This is a genomic window from Seohaeicola saemankumensis, from assembly GCF_021021435.1.
Classification (GTDB): domain Bacteria; phylum Pseudomonadota; class Alphaproteobacteria; order Rhodobacterales; family Rhodobacteraceae; genus Seohaeicola.
Genome location: NZ_JAINWI010000005.1, coordinates 119,083 through 145,167, shown reverse-complemented (window position 1 = coordinate 145,167; position 26,085 = coordinate 119,083). Strand labels below are relative to the sequence as shown.

29 protein-coding genes are annotated in these 26,085 nt (G+C 61.2%); 10 read left to right on the top strand and 19 right to left on the bottom strand.

Features of this window, described 5'->3' with window-relative positions:
• Positions 1 to 24: 24 nt before the first annotated feature.
• From K7H22_RS04280 to mbfA, 7 genes are all read right to left on the bottom strand, one after another.
• Complete coding sequence (locus K7H22_RS04280; protein WP_230799506.1) at positions 25 to 960, bottom strand: alpha/beta fold hydrolase; 936 nt, start codon at positions 958 to 960, stop codon at positions 25 to 27.
• Complete coding sequence (locus K7H22_RS04275) at positions 957 to 1,871, bottom strand: ornithine cyclodeaminase family protein (protein WP_230799505.1); 915 nt, start codon at positions 1,869 to 1,871, stop codon at positions 957 to 959. The genes K7H22_RS04280 and K7H22_RS04275 overlap by 4 nt, the downstream gene beginning before the upstream one ends.
• Complete coding sequence (locus K7H22_RS04270; RefSeq protein ID WP_230799504.1) at positions 1,868 to 2,488, bottom strand: HAD family hydrolase; 621 nt, start codon at positions 2,486 to 2,488, stop codon at positions 1,868 to 1,870. The genes K7H22_RS04275 and K7H22_RS04270 overlap by 4 nt, the downstream gene beginning before the upstream one ends.
• Positions 2,489 to 2,566: 78 nt before the next feature.
• Entirely contained in the window at positions 2,567 to 3,022 is a 456-nt protein-coding gene (locus K7H22_RS04265) for a YaiI/YqxD family protein (RefSeq protein ID WP_230799503.1), read from the bottom strand.
• Positions 3,019 to 3,849: an S-formylglutathione hydrolase gene (gene fghA / locus K7H22_RS04260; RefSeq protein ID WP_230799502.1), complete on the bottom strand. Its 831-nt coding sequence runs from the start codon at positions 3,847 to 3,849 to the stop codon at positions 3,019 to 3,021. Before fghA ends, K7H22_RS04265 begins: the two co-directional genes overlap by 4 nt.
• 62 nt (positions 3,850 to 3,911) lie before the next feature.
• Positions 3,912 to 4,841 carry an AEC family transporter gene (locus tag K7H22_RS04255; RefSeq protein ID WP_230799501.1) on the bottom strand — a complete coding sequence of 310 codons (930 nt, stop codon included), beginning with the start codon at positions 4,839 to 4,841 and terminating at the stop codon, positions 3,912 to 3,914.
• 68 nt (positions 4,842 to 4,909) lie between these two features.
• The gene (gene mbfA, locus K7H22_RS04250) at positions 4,910 to 5,884 is read right to left on the bottom strand and encodes an iron exporter MbfA (protein WP_230799500.1); all 975 of its coding nucleotides are present in this window, start codon (positions 5,882 to 5,884) and stop codon (positions 4,910 to 4,912) included.
• Between the two features lie 140 nt (positions 5,885 to 6,024).
• Between mbfA and K7H22_RS04245 the strand changes: the two genes are divergently transcribed.
• Complete coding sequence (locus K7H22_RS04245; protein ID WP_230799499.1) at positions 6,025 to 6,654, top strand: TetR/AcrR family transcriptional regulator; 630 nt, start codon at positions 6,025 to 6,027, stop codon at positions 6,652 to 6,654.
• 3 nt (positions 6,655 to 6,657) lie between these two features.
• Here the strand turns inward: K7H22_RS04245 and K7H22_RS04240 are convergent, their stop codons facing one another.
• From K7H22_RS04240 to K7H22_RS04230, 3 genes are all read right to left on the bottom strand, one after another.
• Positions 6,658 to 7,380 carry an NYN domain-containing protein gene (locus K7H22_RS04240; protein ID WP_230799498.1) on the bottom strand — a complete coding sequence of 241 codons (723 nt, stop codon included), beginning with the start codon at positions 7,378 to 7,380 and terminating at the stop codon, positions 6,658 to 6,660.
• A 16-nt stretch (positions 7,381 to 7,396) separates the two neighbouring features.
• Positions 7,397 to 7,915: a GNAT family N-acetyltransferase gene (locus tag K7H22_RS04235; protein WP_230799497.1), complete on the bottom strand. Its 519-nt coding sequence runs from the start codon at positions 7,913 to 7,915 to the stop codon at positions 7,397 to 7,399.
• 85 nt (positions 7,916 to 8,000) lie between these two features.
• Positions 8,001 to 9,131 (bottom strand): S-(hydroxymethyl)glutathione dehydrogenase/class III alcohol dehydrogenase, encoded by a 1,131-nt coding sequence (locus K7H22_RS04230; protein WP_230799496.1) that lies wholly within the window; start codon positions 9,129 to 9,131, stop codon positions 8,001 to 8,003.
• A gap of 127 nt (positions 9,132 to 9,258) precedes the next feature.
• On the opposite strand from K7H22_RS04230, the gene K7H22_RS04225 reads away from it, so the two are divergent.
• Complete coding sequence (locus K7H22_RS04225; protein WP_230799495.1) at positions 9,259 to 9,528, top strand: I78 family peptidase inhibitor; 270 nt, start codon at positions 9,259 to 9,261, stop codon at positions 9,526 to 9,528.
• Positions 9,529 to 9,602: 74 nt separating this feature from the next.
• Positions 9,603 to 11,243 carry a Y-family DNA polymerase gene (locus K7H22_RS04220; RefSeq protein WP_230799494.1) on the top strand — a complete coding sequence of 547 codons (1,641 nt, stop codon included), beginning with the start codon at positions 9,603 to 9,605 and terminating at the stop codon, positions 11,241 to 11,243.
• A 100-nt stretch (positions 11,244 to 11,343) separates the two neighbouring features.
• On the opposite strand, the gene K7H22_RS04215 is transcribed toward K7H22_RS04220, so the two are convergent.
• The 4 genes from K7H22_RS04215 to paaI are packed head-to-tail and all read right to left on the bottom strand — an operon-like array spanning position 11,344 to position 14,849.
• Positions 11,344 to 11,913 (bottom strand): TetR/AcrR family transcriptional regulator, encoded by a 570-nt coding sequence (locus K7H22_RS04215; protein WP_230799493.1) that lies wholly within the window; start codon positions 11,911 to 11,913, stop codon positions 11,344 to 11,346.
• 1 nt (position 11,914) lies between these two features.
• On the bottom strand, positions 11,915 to 13,225 hold the full coding sequence (gene paaK, locus K7H22_RS04210; protein ID WP_230799492.1) for a phenylacetate--CoA ligase PaaK: 1,311 nt from the start codon (positions 13,223 to 13,225) through the stop codon (positions 11,915 to 11,917).
• Complete coding sequence (gene pcaF, locus K7H22_RS04205) at positions 13,225 to 14,418, bottom strand: 3-oxoadipyl-CoA thiolase (protein ID WP_230799491.1); 1,194 nt, start codon at positions 14,416 to 14,418, stop codon at positions 13,225 to 13,227. The genes paaK and pcaF overlap by 1 nt, the downstream gene beginning before the upstream one ends.
• A complete protein-coding gene (paaI, locus tag K7H22_RS04200) occupies positions 14,415 to 14,849 on the bottom strand; it encodes a hydroxyphenylacetyl-CoA thioesterase PaaI (protein ID WP_230799490.1) in 435 nt (144 codons plus the stop codon). Before paaI ends, pcaF begins: the two co-directional genes overlap by 4 nt.
• A gap of 129 nt (positions 14,850 to 14,978) precedes the next feature.
• Between paaI and paaZ the strand changes: the two genes are divergently transcribed.
• From paaZ to K7H22_RS04185, 3 genes are all read left to right on the top strand, one after another.
• The gene (paaZ, locus tag K7H22_RS04195) at positions 14,979 to 17,009 is read left to right on the top strand and encodes a phenylacetic acid degradation bifunctional protein PaaZ (protein ID WP_230799489.1); all 2,031 of its coding nucleotides are present in this window, start codon (positions 14,979 to 14,981) and stop codon (positions 17,007 to 17,009) included.
• A 97-nt stretch (positions 17,010 to 17,106) separates the two neighbouring features.
• Positions 17,107 to 17,916: a PaaX family transcriptional regulator C-terminal domain-containing protein gene (locus tag K7H22_RS04190; RefSeq protein ID WP_230799488.1), complete on the top strand. Its 810-nt coding sequence runs from the start codon at positions 17,107 to 17,109 to the stop codon at positions 17,914 to 17,916.
• Between the two features lie 37 nt (positions 17,917 to 17,953).
• Positions 17,954 to 18,298 carry a DUF2794 domain-containing protein gene (locus K7H22_RS04185; RefSeq protein ID WP_230799487.1) on the top strand — a complete coding sequence of 115 codons (345 nt, stop codon included), beginning with the start codon at positions 17,954 to 17,956 and terminating at the stop codon, positions 18,296 to 18,298.
• A 27-nt stretch (positions 18,299 to 18,325) separates the two neighbouring features.
• Here the strand turns inward: K7H22_RS04185 and K7H22_RS04180 are convergent, their stop codons facing one another.
• The 3 genes from K7H22_RS04180 to K7H22_RS04170 all read right to left on the bottom strand — a co-directional run bounded on the left by K7H22_RS04180 (position 18,326) and on the right by K7H22_RS04170 (position 21,041).
• Positions 18,326 to 19,165 (bottom strand): C40 family peptidase, encoded by an 840-nt coding sequence (locus K7H22_RS04180; protein ID WP_230799486.1) that lies wholly within the window; start codon positions 19,163 to 19,165, stop codon positions 18,326 to 18,328.
• Positions 19,162 to 20,547: a leucyl aminopeptidase family protein gene (locus tag K7H22_RS04175; protein WP_230799485.1), complete on the bottom strand. Its 1,386-nt coding sequence runs from the start codon at positions 20,545 to 20,547 to the stop codon at positions 19,162 to 19,164. Before K7H22_RS04175 ends, K7H22_RS04180 begins: the two co-directional genes overlap by 4 nt.
• Positions 20,548 to 20,660: 113 nt before the next feature.
• Positions 20,661 to 21,041: a hypothetical protein gene (locus tag K7H22_RS04170; protein WP_230799484.1), complete on the bottom strand. Its 381-nt coding sequence runs from the start codon at positions 21,039 to 21,041 to the stop codon at positions 20,661 to 20,663.
• A 181-nt stretch (positions 21,042 to 21,222) separates the two neighbouring features.
• Between K7H22_RS04170 and K7H22_RS04165 the strand changes: the two genes are divergently transcribed.
• The 4 genes from K7H22_RS04165 (at position 21,223) to K7H22_RS04150 (ending at position 23,746) form a co-directional block, all read left to right on the top strand.
• Positions 21,223 to 21,873, top strand: coding sequence for a carbonic anhydrase (locus tag K7H22_RS04165; protein WP_230799483.1), 651 nt, complete (start codon positions 21,223 to 21,225; stop codon positions 21,871 to 21,873).
• Positions 21,874 to 21,969: 96 nt separating this feature from the next.
• Positions 21,970 to 22,947 (top strand): sodium-dependent bicarbonate transport family permease, encoded by a 978-nt coding sequence (locus K7H22_RS04160; protein ID WP_230799482.1) that lies wholly within the window; start codon positions 21,970 to 21,972, stop codon positions 22,945 to 22,947.
• A gap of 3 nt (positions 22,948 to 22,950) precedes the next feature.
• On the top strand, positions 22,951 to 23,259 hold the full coding sequence (locus K7H22_RS04155) for a P-II family nitrogen regulator (protein ID WP_230799481.1): 309 nt from the start codon (positions 22,951 to 22,953) through the stop codon (positions 23,257 to 23,259).
• Between the two features lie 40 nt (positions 23,260 to 23,299).
• Positions 23,300 to 23,746 (top strand): relaxase/mobilization nuclease domain-containing protein, encoded by a 447-nt coding sequence (locus tag K7H22_RS04150; RefSeq protein WP_230799480.1) that lies wholly within the window; start codon positions 23,300 to 23,302, stop codon positions 23,744 to 23,746.
• A gap of 45 nt (positions 23,747 to 23,791) precedes the next feature.
• Here the strand turns inward: K7H22_RS04150 and K7H22_RS04145 are convergent, their stop codons facing one another.
• Complete coding sequence (locus K7H22_RS04145; protein ID WP_230799479.1) at positions 23,792 to 24,814, bottom strand: aspartate-semialdehyde dehydrogenase; 1,023 nt, start codon at positions 24,812 to 24,814, stop codon at positions 23,792 to 23,794.
• Between the two features lie 82 nt (positions 24,815 to 24,896).
• A complete protein-coding gene (locus tag K7H22_RS04140) occupies positions 24,897 to 26,075 on the bottom strand; it encodes an MFS transporter (protein ID WP_230799478.1) in 1,179 nt (392 codons plus the stop codon).
• Positions 26,076 to 26,085 lie beyond the last annotated feature (10 nt).

The following is a 26,085-nucleotide window of genomic DNA, read 5'->3' as shown; positions in this document are numbered from 1 at the left end:
ACCGTTCATGCGCTGACGAAAGGATCAATCTGCGGCAACATCCGTCTGTAAAGCCTCAAGAACGGCGCTTGCATGGGTGTAGGTCAGTCCGTGGCCTGCGCCCTCGATCACCTCGTGGCGGGCTGTCAGGTTCCACTGCGCCAGCTGGCCCATCGCACGTAGCGGGATGATCGTGTCATCATGCCCCCAGATCGCCAGAACCGGAATATCGGCGCGACCTATAGCGCGATGCGCCTCTTCCAGCGGGCGGGGTAATATCCCGCGCAGCGAGGACAAGACAGCCGGAACAAAGCCGCGCTTGCCAAGTTCGGATTGCTGGTAATCAACAATCCCCTCGACCTCGGAATGAAGGCTCCGCTCTGCCTCGGTTGCCTGCATATGCGCGCGCGGATAGCGCAGCAGCATCAGCCAATCCCCCAGAACAGGCGTGTCGCGGGTAAAGGCTGCCAGTCGCCCTAGATCATGCCCCATCCCAGCCGGAGCCAGAAGAATCATCCGCCGCACCCGACCCGGATTGCGCGCCGTGAAAACGGTCGCGATTGCACCGCCCATCGAATAGCCCAGCAAGGTGATATCGTCACGCACCCCCTGCGAGGCCAGTAGATCATCCAACTGCCTGACAAAGAAATCCTGATCCTGCAGCCCGGGCGCTCGGTCGGAATAGCCGCGTCCGTACAGGTCATAGACCAGAACTCGAAACCCCATCCGCGCCAGACCCTGCGCGATCGCATCCCATACCATCGAGGGCGTCGTCAGCCCGTGGATACACACGGCAATCGGTCCGCGTGTCGGACCGATCCAGCGGTAATGTGTGATCCCCTGCGACAGTTCCACAAACGCGCCGGGAGCGTCGCCACGCGCTGAAGTGTTCATCGGCGCGCGCATCGCTTCGCGCACAAAGGGCCAAACGGCGATAATCACCAGAATAGCCAAAAGAACCAGTGCGGTTTGCCAGTTCATTGTGCTTCTCTCCAGGCGTCCAGAATATAGCGGCTGGTCATCAGGTCCAGATGCGCGCCGCCGCCGTTCTTGAACAGGGTGATATCATCGTCAGAGCCTCGGACAAAGGCTTCCGGATCATAGTAATCCGCCAGCACATCCGACCGCGCGATCACGCCACGCGACAGCGGGTCTTTGATCTCTCCGATATGCCCGATGGTTGTGTCGAAACTATCCACAAAGATCCGCGCCCGTTGCAGCGCCGTATCATCGGCTTCGCGCATGTCAGGGCGGTATGCGCCAATCAGGTCCAGATGGTGACCGGCGCGCAGCCATTCCCCTTTGATCACCGGCTCGGTGCTCATCGTGGCGCAGGTGATGATATCGGCCTCTGACACGGCTTGCGCCAGATCATCGGCCATTTGCATGCCGGGCCAGTCGGCGGCCATCGCTTCGGCCCCTGCCCTGCTGCGGTTCCAAATGGTGAATGCCGCGTCGGGGTAACCGGCGCCATAAGCCTCGCGCAGCGAGCGTCCGACCGTGCCAGCCCCGACAATCAGGATGCGCCGGCTGTCAGGGCGCGCCAGTCGCAGCGCAGCGCAAAGGCTGTCGCCCGCTGTCTTCCACTTTGTCACCAGATGGAAATCGACAATCGCCTCCAGCATCCCGTCACGATCAGAATAAAGCGTAACACCGCCATTCACGACAGGCTTGTCCGCCTGTGCATTGCCCGGAAAGATCGTGGCCGATTTGACCGCCAGCCCCAAGCCGTCGATCCATGCGGCGCGGTTCAGCAAGGTGTCGGGACTGCGGTAGAGGAATGTATCGGCGATTTCAGCGCGTCGCAGGGTATGGCCATGCGTCAACGCATGGGTCAGCGCACGCCAATCCAGATGTTTCTCGGCCTCAAAGGGGATGATCGGAATGCTCATATTGCCTCGCTTTGCTGCAATAGACCCTCGGCGACAAGGCGCTGCGCCCATTCGTCGGGTCCGTCGAAAAGGTGGGTTTGCCAACCGCGCGCAGCGGCGGCGGCGATGTTCTCGGCGCGGTCGTCGGTGAATAGCAAGGAGGCCGGGGGCAGGCCGCTTCTGTCTTCCAGCATCTCGTAGATACGCGGGGCGGGTTTCGTGACACCCATCTCGCCGGACAGGAACAGCCGGTCGAACTCGTCCAGAAAGGGATAAATGCCGCGCGCCAGTGCGAAAGGTTCGAGCCCGAAATTCGACAAGGCAAAGACAGGGACACCCCGCGCGCGCAAGGCCCGCAGCAATCGCACGGAACGGGGAATTTCGGGGCGGGCCATTTCAATCCAGTGGCTGTGCCAGAGGCGGATCGCATCCGCGTGGTCCGGCCAATCCTGCGCTGTGCGCTCGATCTCGACTGCAAAAACACCGCCACTGTCAACGCGGTCATTCATGGCATGAAGATCAACGTCCGAGAACATCGCACGGCGACGGTCGGGGCCGATGGTCGCATCATAGAACCGTTCGGGCTGCCATTCGATCAGCACGTTGCCGATGTCAAAGATCACCGCTTTGATACCCATCGCACTCTCCGCCGCTGGTGTCGCCAAGGGCTGTTGCCCCCAAGTCCTGACAATTCGTGCTGTCAGAGCTTTGGCCGGTCACCTGTTTTTCTGTGCCGCGCGGATCTCGCGGTCCAATGCTTCCAGAAAGCGCGACCGATCCGTCTTTGTAAAGCCTTTGCCGCCACCTTGCCGGAATGGATCAGCCGCCCGCAGGTCGGCCATCAGATCGCGGGTCGCAAGGACATTGCCGATATTGGCCTGCGTCAGCGCCTCGCCATTATGCTTGAGCACCCGCGCGCCGTTTGCCACGCATTTCGCAGCCAGCGGGATATCTCCGGTGATAACGATATCACCGGTTCCCGCACGATCGGCGATCCACATATCCGCCACATCGGGACCGGCATCGACGATGACAGTCTCGACCAGCGGATTGGCCGAAGGGCGCAGCCCCCCGTTGCTGACGATACAGAGCCGCAAAGCGTGACGGGTTGCCACGCGTTCCGCCTCGTCTTTGACGGGGCAGGCATCCGCATCGACATAGATCACTGTCATGCGTAAAGCGCCTCGGCATGGAAGGCGACGTGATCCTCCATGAATGTCGAGACAAAGAAATAGCTGTGATCATAGCCCGGTTGCAGGCGCAGCACCGCTTGCGCGCGCCTTGCCATCACCGCCTCGGCCAGTGTTTCGGGGCGCAGATTGTCCAGAAACTGGTCCTTGGTGCCGGTGTCGCAGAGCAGTGGGATATCCAGACCCACCTCGCGCATCACCAGGCTTGCGTCATGGCGCGACCAGTCGGCTTCATTCGTCCCCAGATAGGCCGTCAATTGCTTGCGACCCCAATCCGCACCGGTGGGGTTGCAGATTGGCGCAAAAGCCGACACCGACCGGAACCGCCCCGACAGACCCATGGCCAGCGTCAGCGCGCCATGCCCGCCCATAGAATGACCCGTGATTGCCTGCCTCTCGGGATCCAGCGCGAATTCCGAGAACAGCAGATCCGGCAGATCCTCGGCGATGTAATCCCACATCCGGAAATGCGGCACCCAAGGGTCTTGCGTCGCGTTCACATAGAACCCTGCGCCTTGCCCCAGATCATAGGCGGCGTCATCGGCTACAGCCTCGCCGCGCGGGCTGGTATCGGGGAACACAAGCGCGATCCCCTGCTCGGCCGCCCAGCCCTGTGCGCCCGCCTTGACCATCGCATTCTCGTGTGTGCAGGTCAGGCCTGACAGATACCACAGCACAGGCACTGGGCCGTCTTTTGCCTCGGCGGGCAGGAACAGACCAAAGGTCATATCAGTGCCTGTGGCCTTGGATGCATGAACATAGACAGCTTGCACGCCGCCGAAGCAGGCATTCTCTGAAACGGTTTTCATGATCGCTCCTCCATTCACGGGGTTGGACGCATGGCTAGACTACATGGGCCCTAGCCACAAGGTTACAGCATCGAGATCCAGCCGATCACCAGTGACACTGTCACGATACTGAACGCGGTCGAGATCAGGATCGACGAGGATACCCGATGCGGCGCCACGCCGTAATGCTGCGCCAGCATATAGACATTGCCCGCCACCGGCAGGGCTGCGGCCGCGATCATCACACCTGCGGCATAGGGCTCGACCGGAAAGATGATTAAGGCGGCTACCGCCACGGCGGCGGGATGCAGGACAAGTTTGCAGAACGATAGCCAGCCCGCAACAGACACGCGTTCCGCCGATTTTGACGCCAGCGAAGCGCCGATTGCGAACAGGGCACCGGGTGTCGCGGCATTGCCCAGCAGGATCACAAATTCGTTGAGGGGTCCGGGAATAGGAATTTCCAGCCCTGACCATGCCAGCCCCAACACGATCGACACAATCATCGGGTTCTTGATCAGCCCCAGCCCGATACTGCGGAAAATCCCCAAGGAAACCCGCCCGTCGCGCGCGCCGGTGATCAGGATCACGATAAGGCTACCAAAGACAATCAGATCAACGGCCAGCACCAGCATGACAGGGGCGATTGCAGGCTCTCCCAGCAACAGGGCGAGCATCGGAATCCCCAGAAACCCGACATTGCCGATCGTGGCGCATTGCGCCTCGATCGCGGCTTCCTGCATTGGAATACGCCGCATGAAAGCCACCGCTGTTGCCAGCACATAAACGACGATGGTGGCGGACAGATAGGCTTTGACAAAGGTTAGATCAAAGACATCGGCCAGCGACAGGTTGGCCGAAAAACGGAACAACATGGCGGACAATGCGAAGTAGAAGACGAATTTGGTCAGCCACGCCGTCGCCGCTTCGGTAAAAAAGCCGGTGCGGCCTGCGCCGTAACCGACGCCGATCACCATGAAGAAAGGCAAGGTCTTCAAGAATATCTCGAACATCCGCTGTTGGTAGCATGGCAGTTGGCCGCGTCAATCACCGATGGCGCGTGCTGCCGCCTTGCTGTTGGTCAGCCGCTTCCGATCAACACGCCAGCCGCCAGCACCAATGCACCCCCAAGAACAACCTGCAAGGCTGCGCGGAAAAAAGGCGTTTCCATGTATTTGTTCTGAATCCACGCTATGGCCCAAAGCTCGACAAAAACGACGATGATGGCGATGGTGGTCGCGGTCCAGAAATCGGTGATCAGATAGGGCAGCGCATGCCCCAGACCGCCCACTGTAGTCATGATCCCCGATGCAAAACCGCGTTTGACAGGCGATCCGCGCCCCGACAGTTCACCGTCATCAGATGCGGCCTCGGTAAAACCCATCGAGATGCCTGCCCCGATAGATGCGGCCAAGCCGACCTGAAAGGTTGTCCATGTGTCCTGCGTGGCGAAAGCCGTGGCAAAGATCGGCGCGAGTGTCGAGACAGAGCCGTCCATCAATCCAGCAAGACCGGGTTGCACCCATGTCAGCACGAATTGCCGATGCGCCTTGCGCCCCTCAGCCTCTCGAGCATCATCGGGAAGGTGGCTGGATTGAAGTTCATCAGCCAAGGCCATGTGCCCCGCCTCGGCGGCGGCCAGATCACCCAGCAATTTGCGGGTCGCAGTGTCGGTGCTGTTTTGCGCGGCTTTGAGGTAGAACGCTTCGGCCTCGCGCTCCATCGCCTCGGCCTCGGCACGGATGCGGTCAATGCCAAGGTTCTCGACCAGCCAGACCGGACGGCGCGCATAGTAACCCGCGACATGTTCGCGCCGGATCAGGGGGATCACGGGGCCGAACCTTGCCGCATGCAGATCAATCAGCCGATGACGGTGGCTATCCTCCTCGGCGGCCATTCCGTCAAAAACAGCGGCAGTGTCGGGATAATCGGTGCGCAACCGCTCGGCATAACTGCGATAGATCCTTGCATCATCCTCTTCGGACGAGATGGCCAGCGCGAGCACCTCGCGCTCGGACAGATCGCGGAAACGGCGACGTGAAAACATAAACCTCATGTGCGGGTTACCTCGATTATTTTAGAATAATTCTAATCTAATCCTGTCGCCCTGTCAGGGCAAGAGGGCAGCAGACAGCTTGCTGAAACTGAACCAATCAGTTTAAGCTGATCTGGGGAACAGGGGATAGCATTATGGGCATGAGCGCCGTTCAGGACCGCGCAAGACCGCATAAGGGGCGGAAATACGATCAGGTTCTGGATGGTGCACGTACAGTCTTCCTGATGGCCGGATTTGAAGGCGCCTCGGTTGACGATATCGCGCGCGCGGCTGGCGTGTCCAAGGCAACGCTCTACAGTTACTTTCCGGACAAGCGGTTCATGTTCATGGAAATGGCCGAGCGGGAGTGTTCCCGTCAGGCAGCGGCAGCGCTGCAGGTCATCGACATGACCGCCCCGCCCGCGCAGGTTCTCAGGCTGGCCGCGCAACGACTGATGCAAGTTCTGCTCTCCGACTTCTCGCAACGCATTTTCCGCGTCTGCGTGGCCGAGGCCGACCGCTTTCCCGAACTGGGTCGTGCCTTTTACGAAAGCGGGCCGGCATTGGGCCGCGCAAGGATCATGGACTATTTGCGGCAGGCCCACGCGCGCGGCGAGGTCGATATCACCGATTTCGAACTGGCCGCCGACCAGTTTGCCGAATTGTGCAAGGCCGATCTGTGGACTCGTGCCGTCTTTGGCATTCAGGCCCGTTTCACCGACAAGGATATCGACCGCGTTGTGGATGGTGCAGTCTCGACCTTCTTGGCGCGCTATGCCTGCGCACCCTAGGGATCAGTCGATGCGCCGCACCAGAAGCTGGTTGCCCGACCCGCGCTTGGTCTCGAATATCTTCAGATCGGCGACCAGATCGCTCAGCTTCTTCTTACCATAACTGCGGGTGTCGAAATCGGGATTGGCTGCTGTGATGAACTGACCCAAGGGGCCCAGCGCATACCAATCGTCTTCCTGATCAATGCTGTCCATCGCTTTCAGGATCAGATCCCGCGCTTCAAGCAGGTTGCTTGACGAAAGCGATGTGACCTTTGCGGTAGGCTTGTCCGTCGGGTCTGCCCCTTCAAGGTTTTCCAGAAAGATAAAGCGCTTGCAGGCTTTGCGGAACGCCTCGGGCGTTTTTTGAGCGCCGATGCCGAAGACATCCAGCCCCTGTTCGCGGATACGGCTGGCCAGCCGCGTGAAATCGCTGTCGGAGGAGATCAGCACGAAACCGTCGAAACGGCCTGAATGCATCAGGTCCATCGCGTCGATTACCAAAGCGATGTCCGAGGCATTCTTGCCCACCGTGTTGGCTGGCTGGTGATGCGGGACCAGACCGAATTCCGCCTGCACCTTGTTCCAGCCATTCATTTGCGGGCTCGAGAAATCACCGTAGACGCGCCGCACACTCGCCTCGCCCATACCCGCGATCTCTTCGAAAATGGCGCGAGTCCATCTGGGCGATGTATTGTCGGCGTCGATCAGGACGGCCAGTAACGGCGGGCGGTTGGGATTGTCCATCGGTCGGTCCAGTTTGTCAGAGTAATTCTGTAGCCTTGTCTGCCACCAGGCTGCGATACATCACCAAAGCGTCCACATAGCCTTGGACAGGATGCAGATAGGCACCGGGCAGGCGGCCTGCAATCTCGAATCCGGCGGTCTTCCATAGATCGACAGCGCGGGTATTGGTGCTGATCACGAAATTGAACTGCATCGCACGGTAGCCCGATTGCGCGGCACGGTCCAGCGCCTCGGCCAGCATGGCGCGCGCCACCCCGCGCCCCTGCGCCGCTGCGGCTGTAACGAAACCGCAATTGCATACATGCGCGCCGCCGCCTTCGGCATTGGGACGTATATAGTAGCTGCCCAGCACTTGTCCGCCATCGACGGCCACCCGCACCTCGCGCCCGGGCCCGAACCAATAGGCCAGTGCGTCAGCTTGGGAAATCGCGGGGTCAATGGCATAGGTCTCACCCGCACGAAAAACCGGATGCAGGATATCCCAGACCGCCCCTTGGTCCGCTGCTGTCGCTGCGCGCATCGTCATGTCACTCATCGCGCAACCCGCTTCATCTTGTTGTGAATACTCTCGCGCGAAGCGCATCCGGCCTTGCGGCCGGACGCCTCCCGTCAGGACAGGATCAATAGGTCACGACCGCGCGGATCGACTTACCTTCATGCATCAGATCGAAACCGTGGTTGATCTCGTCAAGGCTCAGGGTGTGGGTGATCATCGGGTCGATCTCGATCTTGCCATCCATGTACCAGTCCACGAATTTCGGCACGTCCGTGCGTCCCTTCGCGCCACCGAAAGCTGTGCCTTTCCAGACGCGGCCAGTGACCAACTGGAAGGGTCGCGTACCGATTTCCGCCCCCGCAGGTGCCACGCCGATGATGACCGATACGCCCCAGCCGCGATGCGAGCATTCCAGCGCGTCGCGCATCACCTTGACATTACCGGTCGCATCGAACGAGTAGTCCACGCCGCCAATATGATCATTTCCGCGCTGGGTCAGCTTGACGATCTCCTGCACGACCGACCCTTCGATCTTGGACGGGTTGATGAAATGCGTCATCCCGAACTTGCGCGCCATCCCTTCCTTGTCGTCGTTCAGATCGACACCGATGATCATATCCGCGCCCGCCAGCCGCAGGCCCTGAATGACGTTCAGGCCAATCCCGCCCAGACCGAAAACCGCCGCTGTCGATCCGATTTCGACACCTGCCGTATTGATCACAGCGCCGATGCCCGTGGTCACACCACAGCCGATATAGCATATCTTGTCGAAAGGCGCGTCGTCACGGACTTTGGCTAGTGCAATTTCGGGCATGACCGTGTGGTTGGCGAAGGTCGAGCAACCCATATAGTGATAGATCGGGGTGCCATCCAGCATGGAAAAGCGCGTCGTGCCATCGGGCATAAGCCCCTGACCTTGGGTGTTCCGGATCGCGGTGCACAGGTTGGTCTTCCCCGACAGGCAGGAATAGCACTGCCGGCATTCCGGCGTATAAAGCGGGATCACGTGATCGCCGGGTTTCAGCGTGGTGACGCCCTCGCCGACTTCGATCACGATGCCTGCGCCCTCATGTCCCAGAATGCAGGGGAACAACCCCTCGGGGTCCGCGCCGGAGCGGGTGAATTCATCCGTGTGGCAGATGCCGGTTGCCTTGACCTCGATCAGAACCTCGCCCGCCTTGGGGCCTTCAAGGTTCACTTCCATCACTTCCAGCGGTTTACCGGCCTCTAGGGCCACTGCGGCACGTGTGCGCATTGTCGCGTCCTCCTATTGTCCGGCGCTACCTTTTGCGAAACTGCGCCGGTGTTCAAGCTTCTCCTACCGGTCGGCAACGTTCCGGTCTAGGCTACAAGCGGATCAATAGCAGCAAAGGCCGACATTCATGCGCTACATTGCCCCTACCGCCATCCTGTTTCTCGCAGCTTGCATGCCACAGGAATCTCCGGTTTCGCTGCCCGCCGAGGATGCTTGCGGTGCAGTAGGCCTTCAGGGTCTGGTGGGGCAGCCGGTGGCACAGCAGGATTTCACCGGCATCGGCGATGTGCAGCGTATCATGGCGAATGGCAGCGCTATGACGATGGATTACCGCGCTGACCGGCTGAACGTGACCTATGACAGCCGTGGCCGGATCACACGTATCTGGTGCGGCTAGGGCGGGGACTCGACTCTGTGTACTGGCGGCTCTAAATAAGAACATTAAGTGAACATTCTGCCGTAAAGCTGTCCATGGCCCCGAAACGAATTCTATCGCTCTGGTTTCCCCGCCTTGGCGCGGAAAGGCTGCTGCGCGCGATGCGCGGCCTGCCGGATGCCCCCTTTGCCGTGATCGAACAGGCCGGCCAGATGCAGCGCCTTGCCTCGGCCTCGGTGCTGGCGCAGCGCGCAGGCCTCTATCCCGGCCAGTCGCTGCGCGATGCACTGGCACTTTGCCCCGAACTGGTGACCCGACGCCATGACCCGGCTGCCGGGGCGGCCTTTCTGACAAGGCTGCGCCGCTGGGCGGTACAATGGTCACCGCTGGTGGCCGAGCAACCGCCCGATGCGCTGGCACTTGATATCACAGGCTGCGCCCATTTGTTCGGCGGCGAGGCCGCGATGGTCGACCGGATCGGAGAGGCGCTGGCCCGCGTGGGGCTGTCGGTGCAGGCGGGGCTGGCGGACACACCGGGCGCGGCATGGGCGCTGGCGCGCCATGCCGGACGCGACGCGCGATCCGACCGCAGCGGTGACGCCATCCAGCAAGAGGCGCGCGCCACCCGTTCGCGGGCGGCAAAACGGCCGCAGATCAGGGGTGTGGCGCAAACCGGCACAACCTTTGTCCCCGCTATTGCCCAGGCAGGGCAGACCCGTTCGGCACTGGCCCATCTGCCTGTCGCGGCCTTGCGGCTGGACCCTGCCACCGTGGCGGAACTCACGCGGTTGGGCCTGCGCCATATCGGCGATCTGACCGGCCAGCCGCGCGCGGCGCTGGCACGGCGCTTTGGCAAGGGTCTGGTCTTGCGACTGGATCAGGCGCTGGGCAGCGCCCCCGAACCGATCAGCCCCGCAAAACCCGACACCGCCTTTGCAACACGGATCAGCCTGCCAGAACCTGTCGGTTTGGAGACGGATATACTGGCCGCCATCGACCGGCTGCTACCGCGCCTGTGCGAGATGCTCCATGCGAAAAGGCAAGGCGTCCGCATGTTGCGGCTTGAAGCATGGCGCAGCGATGGCCAGCGGCAGGAGATCACCCTGACCCTCGCGCGGGCCACCCATGACGCGGCCCGCATCAGGCCCTTGCTGGCGATGCGACTGGACCGGATTGACGCCGGTTTCGGGATCGATATGTTCCGGATCGAGGCGCTCCGGACCGAGCCGTTGCATGACAAGCAAAGCAGCGGCCATCTGGACGCGGCCCATGCCGCCGCAGGCCGTATCACGCGCGATACTGCGCTGGAGGATCTGATCAGCCGGATCGGGGCGCGCATCGGGATGGAGGCGATCACCCGCCACCACCCCGGCAACAGCCATATCCCCGAGAAAGCCGCACAGGAGCTGGCGGCCGCATGGTCAGAGCCCGCCCCCTGCTGGTCCAGACCTGCCGCCCCACGTCCCCTGCTGCTGTGGCGGCCCGAAGCTGTGATCGCCCCTGACACACCGCAACCGCCCGCCCGCTTCCGCTGGCGTCGCCGCGATCTGGCCCTGAGTTGTGCGCAGGGACCGGAACGTATCGCGCCCGAATGGTGGCTGGACGAGCCTGACTGGCGCAGCGGTACCCGCGACTACTGGATTGCCACAACCACATGCGGCGCAAGGCTATGGCTGTTCTTTGCGCATGGTGCAGCCATGTCGCGCGGCTGGTTCTGCCATGGCAGCTTTGCCTGACAGACCTGAACCGAGTATTTCGGGCAAGATGAAGCCGCGCAGACCCTGCCTTCATTTTGCTTGAAATACCCGACTACGACCGTGCTGACAGCGCCACATCTCAGACGGCGCGCAATCCGCCCATCACGAAATCTGCGGCCAGATCGGCATAGGCAGACCGGCTCAGGCCCTTGCCGGGGCGGTGCCACATATAGAACCAGTTCAGGATACCAAAAACCGACATGGTCAGCGCCCGCAAGCGGTCCGCGTCAAGACCGGGACGTTCGACCGCGACCGCCTCGGCCATCACGGCGACCAGACGGCGTTGCGCGGCGACCAATGGGGCTTGCCGTTCGGGTGGCAAAGTTGCCAGCGCATCCAGTTGCAGTTTATGCTCGGCGTCCGCGTCTTCATAGGCTGACAGCACCGCGAGGATCACGCCGCGAATGCCGTCCCCCCTTGCCGCTTCGACCACATCGACCAAAGCGCCAAGGTGATCATCCAGAATGTCGAACAGCAAGTCTTCCTTGCTGGAATAATAATGATAGATCAATGCCTTGGATACGCCGCAATGTTGCGCCGCACCTGTCATTGAAGCGCGGTCATAGCCATGCCGTGCGAAATAATCCGCCGCTCCCTTACGCAGGGAAGCGCGTTTCTCGTCATGGTCACGAGCCAGTCCGCGCGCCATCTCAACTGACCTTGGGGCGATTGTCGATGATACGGACAGCCTTGCCCTCGCTGCGCGCAACGCCGCCCGGATCGAAAACGTGGATTTCCACCGACAGGCCGACCATCTGCTTGATAAGATGGCCCATATCGCGCGCAGCGGCTTCGCGTCCTGACGGGCCGACACCCTCGCAGGCCTCGCAAAGCACGCGCATCGCATCCATCCGGCCCTTGCGGTGCAATTCGATCTGGAAATGCGGCGCCAGATCGCGGACTTGCATCAGCACTTCCTCGATCTGGGTTGGAAAGACATTGACGCCGCGCAGGATGATCATGTCATCGCTGCGTCCGGTGATCTTTTCCATCCGGCGCATGCTGCGCGCAGTGCCCGGCATCAGGCGCGTCAGGTCGCGCGTGCGGTAGCGAACAATCGGAAAGGCTTCCTTGGTCAGAGATGTGAAGACCAGTTCGCCCAGTTCACCATCCGGCAGCACCTCGCCGGTTTCGGGATTGATCACCTCGGGATAGAAATGATCCTCCCATATATGCAGGCCATCCTTGGTTTCCACACATTCATTAGCAACCCCTGGCCCCATCACCTCGGACAGGCCGTAGATATCGACGGCGTGCATATCGAAAGCATCCTCGATCTCGCGGCGCATCGCGTTGGTCCAGGGTTCGGCCCCGAAGATGCCGACCTTGAGCGGCGAGTTGCGCGGATCCAGCCCCTGTTTGGCGTATTCGTCAAGGATCGACAGCGCATAGGAGGGCGTGACCGTGATCCCGTCGGCGCGGAAATCCTCGATCAGGCGGACCTGTCGCGGGGTCATCCCGCCCGAGACCGGCACCGTGGTCAAACCCAGCGCATCCGCGCCAAGGTGGATGCCCAGACCGCCGGTGAACAGCCCGTAGCCATAGGCGTTATGCAGGATGTCCCCAGCGCGCAGCCCCGCGGCCCGCAAGGACCGCGCCACGACGCTACCCCAGACCGCAAGATCGGCCTTTGTATAACCAACAACCGTCGGCTGACCCGTCGTGCCCGATGACGCATGCACCCGCGCCACCTGCGCGCGCGGCACGGCGAACATGCCGAAGGGGTAATTCGCCCGCAAATCCGCCTTGGCCGTAAAGGGAAACTTCGCCAGATCGGACAGGGACCTGAGGTCGTCGGGATGCACCCCCGCCGTATCGAAGCTGGCGCGGTAATGGGGCACGTTGTCATAGGCATGACGCAAGGACCATTGCATGCGCGTCAGCTGCAACGCCGACAACTCGTCCCGGCTGGCGGTCTCGATCAGTTCAAGATCACCGGGTTTGGGCGAGAGGTCTTCCATCAGACAGACTCAAGCATCAGCGCGATACCCTGTCCCACGCCGATGCACATGGTGCAGATCGCACGTTTGGCACCCGCATCTGACAGGTTGATTGCCGCCGTCAGCGCCAGTCGTGCGCCGGACATGCCCAAAGGATGGCCCAGCGCGATGGCCCCGCCATGCGGGTTCACATGGTCCGCATCATCCGGCAAACCCAACTGGCGCATCGTGGCCAGACCCTGTGCGGCAAAAGCCTCGTTCAGTTCGACAAAATCCACGTCGTCTATTTTCAACCCGTGCCGGTCAAGCAGGGCCTGTGTCGCGGGCGCAGGTCCAATCCCCATGATGCGCGGGGCAACACCCACGGTTGCCATCGACACGATGCGCGCGCGCGGCGTCAGACCGTATTTCTTGACCGCATCGGCCGATGCGATGATCAGCGCCGCCGCACCATCATTGACGCCAGAGGCATTGCCCGCGGTCACAGATCCACCCTCGCGGAAAGGCGCGGGTAGGGCTGCCAGTTTCTCAAGCGTGGTCGCGCGCGGATGTTCATCCTGCGACACGACAATGGCATCGCCCTTGCGCTGCGGGATCGTGACGGGCGCGATCTCGCGCGCCAGTCGCCCGTTTTCTATGGCGGCGATGGCACGGGTCTGCGAGCGCAGGGCGAAAGCATCCTGATCTGCGCGGGAGATTCCGAAGTCCGCCGCGACATTCTCGGCCGTTTCAGGCATCGAGTCTGTGCCGTAGGCCTTGTGCATGGCGCGGTTCACAAAGCGCCAGCCAATGGTCGTGTCATAGATTTCCGCACGCCGGGAAAAGGCGCTGTCAGCCTTGGGCATCACCAAAGGCGCGCGCGACATCGATTCGACACCGCCAGCCAGCACAACCTCGGCCTCGCCGGTTTTCACCGCGCGGGCCGCCTGCCCCACGGCGTCCAGTCCCGAGCCGCAAAGCCGGTTCACCGTAACACCCGGCACGCCTTCGCCCAGACCTGCCAGCAGCACTGCCATTCGGGCAACGTTACGGTTGTCCTCGCCTGCCTGATTGGCGCAACCCATGATACATTCATCCACGGTCATGTCAGGGAATTGCGCCATAACCGCACGGATCACACCCGCTAGCAGATCATCGGGTCGCACCGCGGACAGTGCCCCGCCATAGCGCCCGATCGGGGTGCGAAGCCCCTCGCATAAAAACGCTTCTCTCATGTGTTGTCCTCCTTGAAATGCTCGCCAGAAATCTGCCGCGACAGACCACGGAACAGCGCCACTTTGCGCCCGTCCTCGCCTGTGACAGTCACGTCATAGACACCCGAGCGCCCCGCCAAATGCACTTCTTGTGCAAGGGCGGTCAGGACCTCGCCCTTTTTGCCGGGGCTCAGGTATGTGATAGTATTTTCCTGCGCGACAACCAACTTGTTATGGCTGTTGCAGGCATAGGCAAAGGCTGTGTCCGCCAGCGTGAAAATATACCCGCCATGGCAGATACCGTGTCCGTTCAGATGATCAGGGCGGACCGTCATTGTCATCCTCGCCTGTCCGGGGGCAATACTGACCAGCACCAGTTCCAGTGATTGCGAGGTCACATCAGTGGACCACATCGCAGCAGCCGAGCGTTCGGCGCGTTCTTGAAGCGTCATGGTTTCTCCTCCCCGTGACTGTTGCGGCAGCCTGCACAAAGCCGACCGTGCGGTCAAGAGTATTGCTTTCACGCAAATCCTGCGCCATGCTGGACAACAGACGCCGTGATCTCAAGGGAGGGATATCCGATGCTCAGACCCCATAGCTATGCCTGCGGGCGATGGATCGCACCGGGTGATACCGCTACGGACATCACGGGGCCGGTTACAGGTCAAGTGATCGCCAAGGCCGGAGGTGCAGCCCTTGATATGCAGGCCATGCTGGATCATGCGAGAGGTACAGGCGGCCCTGCGCTGCGCGCATTGGGCTTTCACGACCGCGCCCGCATGCTCAAGGCGCTGGCCGGATATCTGGACGAACGCAAGGAACAGCTTTACGCGCTGAACACCCTGACAGGGGCCACGCGGCGAGATGGCTGGGTCGATATCGACGGCGGGATCAACACGATGGGTCTCTTCGCGTCCAAAGGACGGCGCGAGATGCCCGACGGTCAGATCTATATCGAAGGCGATGTGGAAATGCTCAGCCGCAAAGGCACGTTCCTTGGTCAGCATATCGCGGTGCCGTTGCAGGGTGTGGCCGTGCAGATCAACGCTTTCAACTTTCCGGTCTGGGGCATGCTCGAAAAGCTGGCACCGGCCCTGCTGGCGGGTGTGCCCTCGATCGTGAAGCCCGCGACGCAGACCTGCTATCTGACCGAGGCTTGCGTGCGCATGATCATCGACAGCGACATCCTGCCAGAAGGGGCGCTGCAACTGGTGATCGGGCGAACGGGTGATCTTCTGGACCGATTGGGCGCGCAGGATGTGGTGGCTTTCACCGGTTCTGCCGAAACCGCCCTGATGTTGCGCGGCAATCCATCTCTGACGCGGCATTCCACGCGGTTTATGGCGGAACAGGACAGCCTGAACGCCTCGATTCTTGGTCCCGATGCGGGACCGGAAAGTGCGGAGTTTGCCCTGTTCATCAAGGAAGCCGTAGCCGAGATCACCACTAAAGCTGGCCAGAAATGCACCGCGACCCGCCGCCTGATCGTGCCGGCCGAATGGATGGAGGCTGTCGGCGATGCGCTTGGTGCCAAACTCTCGGCTGTCTCCACCGGAAATCCTGCCGCCGACGGCGTGCGGATGGGGGCCCTGGCCTCGCACGCGCAAAAGGCGGATGTGCTGGCAAGGCTGACGCAACTCAGGACCGAGGCGCGGTTGATCTTTGGCGATCCCGCATCCATGACCCTGGTGGATGCAGACCCTGAACAGGCCTTTCTGCCGCCGATGTTGTTGGCCTGTGACGATCCCGACGCCGCCCGCATCGTGCACGAGATCGAGGCTTTCGGCCCGCTTTCCACCCTGATGCCCTATCGCGATACGGCCCATGCCGCGGCGCTTGCCAATCGCGGCGGTGGCTCGCTGGTGTCGTCGCTGTTCACTGCCGATCCGGACGTCGCGCGCCAGATCGTGCTGGACAGCGCTGCATGGCATGGCCGCATCTATATCAACAACGCTGTGTCAGCGAGCGAATCGACCGGCCATGGCTCTCCCTTGCCGCATATGATCCACGGCGGGCCGGGCCGTGCGGGAGGCGGCGAGGAATTGGGCGGTGTCCGCGCAGTCCTGCACTACATGCAGCGCAGCGCCATTCAGGGCAGCCCTGACATGCTGTCCGCCATCACCGACACATGGGTGCATGGCAGCGCACAAAGCACAAGCCCCGCGCATCCGTTCCAGCGCACATTCACTGAAATCCGGATCGGCGAGACTATCCACACCGATGCCCGCACAGTCACGCTGGAAGACATCGAGCATTTTGCCCGTTTCACCGGCGACACGTTCTACGCCCATATGGACGAGGACGCCGCCCGCGCCAATCCGTTCTTTCCGGGACGCGTCGCGCATGGCTATCTTCTGCTCAGTTTTGCTGCAGGTCTGTTCGTACAACCCGATCCCGGTCCGGTACTGGCCAATACCGGCCTCAATGCCCTCAGCTTCCAGAAACCGGTCAGTCCGGGCGACAGTATCCGCGTGGCGCTGACCTGCAAACGCAAGACCCGCCGGACCGACAGCTATGGCGAGGTGGCATGGAACGCGACCCTGACCAATCAGGATGACGAACAGGTTGCGCAATACGAGTTGCTGACAATGGTGGCCTTTGAGCGCGCCTGAGACTGCGGCATGCTTCTTCTTGCCACACATATCCGGCGTCCCTCGCCGCTGCAGACAAACGGTTCAGTTGCGCGGGGATTGCGTGTAACAGACAGGCATGGACCCGCTAGATCCCGTCATAACGGCGCTGCATGCCGAATCCCGCCTGCGCGTCTGGTCGCTGGTCATCACCGTTTTCGGTGATTGCGTCCAGCATCGTGGCGGGGCCATTTCGACCGCGCGGCTGGGACGGCTTCTGGGTCGCATCGGGGTCGAACCCGGAGCGCTGCGAACAGCGCTCTCGCGACTGGGTCGCGACGGCTGGGTCGAAAGCGCGCGCAAGGGGCGGCTCAGCCACTACCGGCTTAGCCCGCAAGGCGTTGCCCGATTCTCGGAAGCCACCAGCCGTATCTATGCCGCACCGCGTCACCGCCCCGTGACCGCATGGGCCTTGTCCACCGAAGGCACAATCCAAAGCGCGGTGCCTTTGGGCGGCCTGTGGCTGACGCCATCGGAAATGGTAGTGGGCACAAAACCGGCATTCCGTATCGAAGGGCAAATCACCGATCTTTCAGCGGAACTAAGGGCCAGCCTGATCCATCCCGATCATGCCAGTGCGCTACAGCTTCTGCATGCGGATCTGGACAAACTGGCCCTGATCACTGCCGACCCGCTCAGCCATGCCGCAGCGCGCATCCTACTGGTTCATCGCTGGCGGCGGATTGTGCTGCGCTTTCCGGACTTGCCACAAAACCTTTTGCCCGAAAGTCTGGCAATGCGCGACCCGCGATCCCGCGTTGCCGAAGTCTACCGTCACCTGACCCCTGCCGCCGAAGACTGGCTGGACATGGCCGATGGAGAGATGTTGCCAATGCCCGCGCCGGACGACAGCCTCGGGCGTCGTTTCGGGCAGCAACTTCCGGCATAGGGCTTGATTTCGGCGCATAACAGCGCAACTCTGGCGCATGTCCACACCGCCACCCACTCCGCTGGCCCCGCATGATGCGCCCGAACAGGTCGCGTTTGACCGGCTCGAATTGGGACAAATCCTGACACTCTATGGCCGCATGGTCGCTTTGGGCGAATGGCGGGACTACGGGATATCGCATCTGCGCGAGGTCGCGGTATTCTCGATTTTCCGCCGGACCGCAGAGAACCCGCTCTACCGGATCGAAAAACGTCCTAAACTGCGCAACAAGCAGGGGCTTTATGCGGTAATCAGTATGGACGGTCAGGTTCTTAAACGCGGCCATGACCTGCGCAGCGTCTTGCGGGTGCTTGAACGCAAGCTGATCCGCGCGGTGGATTGATCCGCTGTTTTGGCGTTTCTTTTTGCCTTAACTATTCAGATCCAGCCGCCGATGGACCGTGACAGGCCCGCCCCCCTGCGCGTCAATCCGCAGCACCGCCGCGGCCAGACCTTCATAGGCGACAGCCATATGATGCGCATTGGCGTGCAGGATGGTGTCAGGCCCTGACACAAGAGCCACGTGCCCCTTCCAAAACAGCAGATCACCCCGCCGTGGGATGCTGCCATCGGTCACTCGCTGCCCCAGATCCGACGCCTGCATGTCACTGTCGCCGGGGCAGTCAATACCGCAGGCATGACAAGCTGCCTGCACCAGACCGGAGCAATCTATGCCGAAGGCACTGTTCCCCCCCCAGAGGTAGGGCGTGCCCAGCAACAGCGTGGCCACCGTCACGAGATCCTTTGCCAATGTCCCAAGTGGTGCAAGATGACAACTTGGAATATAACCCACATCAGTTCGGGTAAACCGGCCGTCCGACTGCAAGGCTTTGACGCGGCTGCCAAAACCAAGGCTCAGTACCTCGCGCGTTTTCATATCCGCCGCAGTATAGGCATGGGTCGCGCGCACGTTGACAAAACTGTCGGGCACCGGCCCGTCATGCAGCATATCCGTCCGGATATACCCGACATAGCCGTCACGCGCGGCCTGTACAAAACTCCATCCCTCATGGTCCTCGAACACCGTCACCTCGGCGCCGCACAACAGCTCGCGCATGCGGGGGCCGTCAGGCCGCTCGCACAAAGAGGCGAGAGGAGCCGCAACAAAGCGGGTCCAGCCCGCGACATAGGACGCCGCCGTGACCTGCCCCTTAAGAGACAATGCCGCCACGCGCGCGTTGGCGGGGGTGATCCGCGGATCGGCTGTCATAGGTCCAGCATGTCGGGCAGCGCGTCCAACAAGGCGCGCGCGCCCATGCCGACACCGCCTTTTGGTCGCGCTGGTGCGGCAGCGGGTTGCCAGCCATAGATGTCGAAATGGGTGTATCGCTGGCCTTCTCCCGCGAAGCGGCGCAGGAACAATGCGGCTGTGATCGCACCCGCAAAGCCGGATTTCGGTGCATTGTCCAGATCAGCGATCCCCGGTTCGATATCGGCCTCGTAGGGCGTCCAGAACGGCAAACGCCAGACCGGATCGGCCACACGGGATGCCGCATCCTGCAATGCAGTGGCAACCTTCGGATCATCGCTAAAGAAAGGCGCCAGGTCCGGCCCCACAGCCACCCGCGCCGCACCGGTCAGCGTGGCCATCGACACCATCAGGTCAGGGCCTTCCTCGGCGCCCAAGGCAAGTGCGTCGGCCAGAACAAGACGCCCCTCGGCGTCGGTATTGTTGATCTCGACCGTCAGACCCTTGCGCGAGGTCAGGATATCACCGGGCCGCATGGCCGAGGCACTGACCGCGTTTTCCACGGCAGGGATCAGGACACGCAATCGCAGCTTCAGACCCAAAGCCATGATCATATGGGCAAGCCCCAGCACGGTAGCTGCACCACCCATGTCTTTCTTCATCAGGCCCATCTCCGAGGCAGGCTTGAGGTTCAGACCGCCTGTATCGAAGCACACGCCTTTGCCTACCAATGTCAGCAGCGGCCCACTATCGCCCCAGCGCATGTCGATCAGGCGCGGCTCTTGCGCCGCGGCTCGGCCGACCGCATGGATCATAGGGAAATTCTGCTCAAGCAGCGCTTTTCCCTTGATCACCTGCGTCTTTGCACCGTGTTGATCTGCCAGTTCCAGACAGGCAGCTTCCAGCGCGTCGGGGCCCATGTCATTTGCAGGCGTATTGATCAGGTTGCGCGTCAACTCCTCGCCAGCGGCTATGATCTCGATCCTTGTCGCGTCGACACCCTCAGGGGCCACGAGTTGCGCCGCGCCGCGTTGCGCGTCGCGATACCGCTCGAAGGTATATCCCGCCAGAAGCCAGCCAAGCGCCTCTTCCGTGGCGCGATTCGCGGGCAAACCGGACGCTAATTGATAGATACCTTGCGGCAGATTGCTGGCCACCGTCGCCAGATGGAAACGGCCACGCGCGCGCTGTGCTGGGTTTCCGTATCCAGCCAAGACCATGACAGGGTGGCCGTTTTCGTCCGGAATCATCAGGTATTTGCCCAAACTTCCGGTAAACCCGCTGGCCTTGACCCAATGCCCCACTCTTGCCGGTTGATCCGCCAGAAAACTGTCCAGCATCTGGGTTTCGATCACATGTAAGGGCACCGAACTGGCACCGGCAGGGGCAAATGTCATGGGCATGAGCAGACCTTTTCGTCACTGGTATCCGCAGGGCAGCGCAAGCCCGCAGTTTTGAACTGCCAGCCTAGCTATCCTGTCTGCCGCTGCAAGTGGCGTCAGTCTTGCGACGGGCTTCAAACCGACAGGTCCCTGATATCCCAGACCGCTGTCAGCGACCGCTCGCCAATCCGCAGCAAACGCGCGAATGTGGCGGCCAATCCGTTATCGTCCAGCCTTTCGATGCAGATTGCAACATCACGGGCCACGCGGGCCAGCATGTGCATCCCGATCTGGTCCGCAATCGCTGCAACGGATCGCGCGACTTTGCGCAGATCATCAAACCTGCCCTGCCTAAAATAACGCTCGCCACAGGTCAGCCGAACAGCCAGTTCTTCCATAGCCCTGCCAAGAATGTCCTCGGCGCCGGCCTCGTCCAGTTGGGCATAAAGCGTACCCAAACGCTCAGGATCAAGGCGCACAACCTCGTTCTGTACCAACACTGTTACTTTTTCCACTGCTTCACCCCGATCAACACGCCCCCACGGCAGCAAGGACAATGCCGTGGCAGTCGTTCCCAAAAGGTTGAAGCTCTTCGTGATTTTCGCTCGAATTCTATGCGAATAGGGACTACTAGGGCAGACCAGCGGGGCTGTGCCCTGCTCAAACGGCACCTGAGACGAAACCAGAGAATATATTATGGACCATGCCAAAGCCCTGCCCAGCTATCTCATCCAACGCTACCAAGGCTGGAAGGCAACCGCCTACGCCGAAAACCAGAGCTGGTATCGGCGTCTTGCGGAAATGGGACAGCATCCGCGCGCGATGGTGATTTCCTGCTGTGACAGCCGCGTGCATGTCACCTCGATCTTTGGCGCGGATCAGGGCGAGTTCTTCATTCATCGCAACATCGCCAATCTTGTACCGACCTATGATCCCGATGGCGCGCAGCACGGCACATCCGCGGCAGTGGAATATGCCGTCACCGTTCTGAAAGTGGCACATGTGATCGTGCTGGGGCATTCGTCCTGCGGTGGCGTTCAGGGATGTCTGGACATGTGCAGCGGCAAAGCCCCGCAACTTGAGGAAAAAAGCAGTTTTGTCGGTCGCTGGATGGATATCCTGCGTCCAGGGTTTGAACGAATCAAAGACATTGCCGACCCAGCGGACCAACAACGCGCACTGGAAAAAGAATCTGTTCTGGTCTCGCTCAACAACCTGATGACCTTTCCCTTCGTGGCAGACGAAGTGAAAGACGGGCGCATGTCGCTGCATGGCCTTTGGACAGATATCGGTGAAGGTTCTTTGGAATATTTCGATCCGGCCAAGGGCAGTTTTTGCGTCGTATGATCCATCGTCAGGGTTGAAGCGGCAGAAATCCTTCCCACTTCGGCGCAGGAACGAGCCGTCCGGAACTATGGGCGCTAAAGAACAACAGGGGACAGTATGGACGGCATTCTTACTCTGGCAGGTGCAAACCTGATCTCACCGATTGTGCTCAGCTTCGCTTTGGGGCTTTTCGCGGCACTCGCCAGATCAGACCTGACTGTGCCGGAAGCCGTGGCCAAGGGCATGTCGATCTACCTGCTCTTCGCTATCGGCTTCAAGGGCGGTGTCGCTGTCGCCTCGCACGGGATTGACGCAACCTTGGGTCTGTCGCTGCTGGCGGGTGTTATTCTGTCTGCCATGCTGCCCCTGATCGCCTATGCGCTGCTGCGCGCGATCTCGAACCTGTCAGCAACGGATGCAGCGGCCGTTGCCGCGCATTACGGCTCGATCTCGATCGTCACTTTCGTCGCGGCATCATCGGTGCTGGAAGGACGCGGTATCGCCTATGAGGGTTATATGGTCGCCGTCGCCGCGGCGATGGAAGCACCGGCGATCCTGTCTGCTCTATGGCTTGTGGCTCGCGGATCGGGCGGAAAGAAGATGGATGCCGGCCTCTGGCACGAAATTTTGCTGAACGGGTCGATCGTATTGCTTCTGGGATCGTTTCTGATCGGGTGGATCACCGGACCGGCGGGCCTTGCACAGATCGACAGTTTCATCGTTGCGCCGTTCAAGGGCGTGTTGTGCCTGTTCCTGCTGGATATGGGCTTGGTCGCAGGGCGCGGGCTGCGTGGCGGGCGGCATGTGCTGGGCGCGGGGGCGTTGGCCTTTGGCGTCATCATGCCTGTCATCGGTGCCGGTATCGGCCTTGTTGTCGGGCTGGCGCTGGGCCTGTCCACGGGTGGCGTGACCCTGTTGGCGGTTCTCAGCGCTTCGGCAAGCTATATCGCCGTGCCTGCCGCGATGCGTGTGGCCCTGCCCGAAGCGAACCCGTCGATCTATCTGACGCTGTCGCTCGGCGTGACCTTTCCTTTCAATCTGACCCTCGGCATCCCGCTTTACATGGCGGCGGCCCAGGCCCTCACCGGAGGCTGAGACATGCAGACGCACCAAGCCAAACGCGTAGAGATCACCATCGAGGCTGTCATGCAAAACCGGCTGACCGATGCGCTGCAAGGAGCAGGCGTGACAGGCTATACCATCCTGCCGGTTCTGGGAGGATCGGGGCGTTCGGGTGACTGGACGCGAGAGGGGCAAGTCGGCCGTGCAGGTATGGTGCAGGTCGTCTGCATTATCCGGCCCGAGCGACTGGACAGTTTGCTGGACGCCGCTTTCACGGTGGTCGAGCGGCATATCGGTGTGGTCTGCGTGACGGATTGCGACGTGTTGCGGGCGGAACGGTTTTAACCCTTTCTCAAGTTTGCTGTGACAATTTGCAGGGATGGAGATGCAACCTGTCACATTCGGATTGCCCGACCCGCTGCTACGGGCAGCGGAAGAACTGGCGAAGGCGCGCGACATCAGTCTTGGCATGCTTGTCCGCGCGGCCCTCAGCGCCGAGATAAGGCGCGCCAATCTGCCGTCGAAGACGCCCAACAGGGCGGATGAGCGGCTCGTCGATCCCTTGCGGGCTCTGCTCGCTGTCGATTTCGGCGAGGCGCGCAACTGGTCGGAACTACAATCACGGCTCGCCACAAAGGGCTTCCAGCTACGCGAGGCTGGCGCGGGGCTCGCCCTGTACGCACATCCTGACGGCACACGGCTGTGCAAGGCATCCGAACTCGGCCATGCCTATGCAAGCCTGATGCGTCGTTTCGGCAAACCTTTTCCGGGGCATCCGCAGACATGGCTGGAACAGCGCGTGCTGCATCAAAAAGCCCCCTCGCCGCTTTGACGGCAAGGGGGCCTGTCTTTGTTCTTAGGCTGCGTCCGTCGGCTATCAGCCTTTCTTGAGGACTTTCTGACCAAGCACTTCGGCGATCTGCACTGCGTTCAATGCCGCACCCTTGCGCAGGTTGTCGGACACACACCACAGGTTGATCCCATTGTCGATCGTGCTGTCCTGACGGATACGGCTGATGAAGGTCGCATAGTCACCGACACATTCGATCGGAGTGACATAACCACCATCCTCGCGCTTGTCGATCACCATGATCCCCGGCGACTCCCGCAGGATATCGCGGGCCTCTGCCTCGTCCAGATGATCTTCGAACTCTATGTTGATCGATTCGGCATGGCCCACAAAAACCGGTACGCGTACGCAGGTTGCGGTGACCTTGATCTTGGCATCAAGGATTTTCTTAGTCTCGGCGACCATCTTCCATTCTTCTTTCGTCGACCCGTCTTCGAGGAACACATCGATATGCGGAATCACGTTGAAGGCAATCTGTTTGGTGAACTTCTTGGCTGGCTTGTCGTCTGTGGGATTGTAGATACTTTTCGTCTGGTCCCAAAGCTCGTCGATGCCTTCCTTGCCTGCACCGGACACGGATTGATAGGTGCTGACAACCACCCGCTTGATACGGGCGCGGTCGTGCAGGGGCTTGAGCGCCACAACCATCTGCGCGGTCGAGCAGTTGGGGTTGGCGATGATGTTCTTCTTGGAATAGCCGTGGATCGCATCCGCGTTCACTTCCGGCACGATCAGCGGCACATCGGGGTCGTAGCGATAGAGCGACGAGTTATCGATCACCACGCATCCCGCGGCGGCAGCCTTGGGCGCATAGATCTTTGTCGCCTCGGAGCCGACAGCGAACAGGGCGATATCCCAGCCCGTGAAATCGAAAGCGTCCAGGTCCTTGGTCTTGAGGGTCTTGTCGCCAAAGCTGATTTCGGTGCCAAGCGATTTGCGGCTCGCCAGAGCCACGATCTCATCCACCGGAAACTGGCGCTCGTCCAGTATGTTCAGCATTTCACGGCCCACGTTCCCCGTGGCACCAACGACGGCAACCTTGTAGCCCATCTGGGACAACTCCTTTATTCAGAACGACGCGCTCATATCGCAGCTTCGCCTTGGATTAAAGCGAATTCGCGGCGTGACCCGCCTAGTCCAGCCTGTCACGGCAAAAGACATAGACCGCCAGTCCGATCAGCAATAGCAGGGCAAAAAAACCGAATAGCAGGGAATAGGGTTGCGCCACCGCCACATCGGGGCCTACGACCGACCGGTATAGGGGACCAGTCGCCACCTGCATTACGCCAACCCCGCCGATACTGACCAGGTTCATGAAGGTGATCCCGCGCCCCGCCAGATACGGCGGCACGAAACTGCGGCCATGCGCCATGATCAGAGGAAAGGACATGCCGAAGAAGCCGATCACCGCGAACAGGACCACCGCCGCGACAATTCCCGACTGCGGCCATAATGCCAGCCCCGCCAGTGCGAGCGCACAAAGCGCATTGCCACCGAAAATCACCCATTTTCGGGTTCCAAGGATGCGGTCCAGCGGGCCATAGGCAAAAGCTCCCAGCACCATCGCCAGCCCCATGACCAGTGTGGCGGTTCCGATCAGTGCCTCGGTTGCGCCGTGGACATCCGCCAGGTAGGGTCCCACCCACAGACCGCGCAATCCCGCGGCTGGGGCGTAATTGACCATCAACAGCGGAAAGATCAGCCAAAGGGCGGGCATTTTGAGCAGATCCAGAAGCGATCCCTTTTGCGCTCCGTCGATGCGGGGCGGGTCCTGGACCGTCAGCCAGATGCCAGCGGACAGGATGACAGACAGCACCGCAAGCCCGCCAATCGTCTCGCGCCAACCCAGATTCACGACAGCCCAAGCCAACGGCGCGGTTCCTGCAAGGTTGCCAAGAGAACCGACGCCGATCATCACAGCGCCCAAAGTGGCGAACATCGCGGGCGGGTACATCCGTGCGAAGATGAAATAGGAGGCCATCAGGACAGGCGAGCAGCCAATCCCGATCAGTGCCATCGCAAGGGATATGTGCAACGGTGTTGCTGCCATGGCGAAAAGGGCGGCCCCGCCACCGCCACCAATGGCCAGTAGCACAGCCGCAGTGCGGCGCGGACCGGCCCTGTCCAGCGCAATACCCACCGGAATCTGCGCCGCAGCGAAAGTCAAAAACCACAGGCCCGAGGCAAAAGCCAGATCCTCGGGGCCTGCCCCGATGTCGCGTTCCAGCACCCGTGTCAGAACCGCCAGAAAGGCCCTGAAAAACTGACTGAGAATATAGCCTGCACAGAGCAGAACCAACCCGAGGCGCATGTGAGTTCCC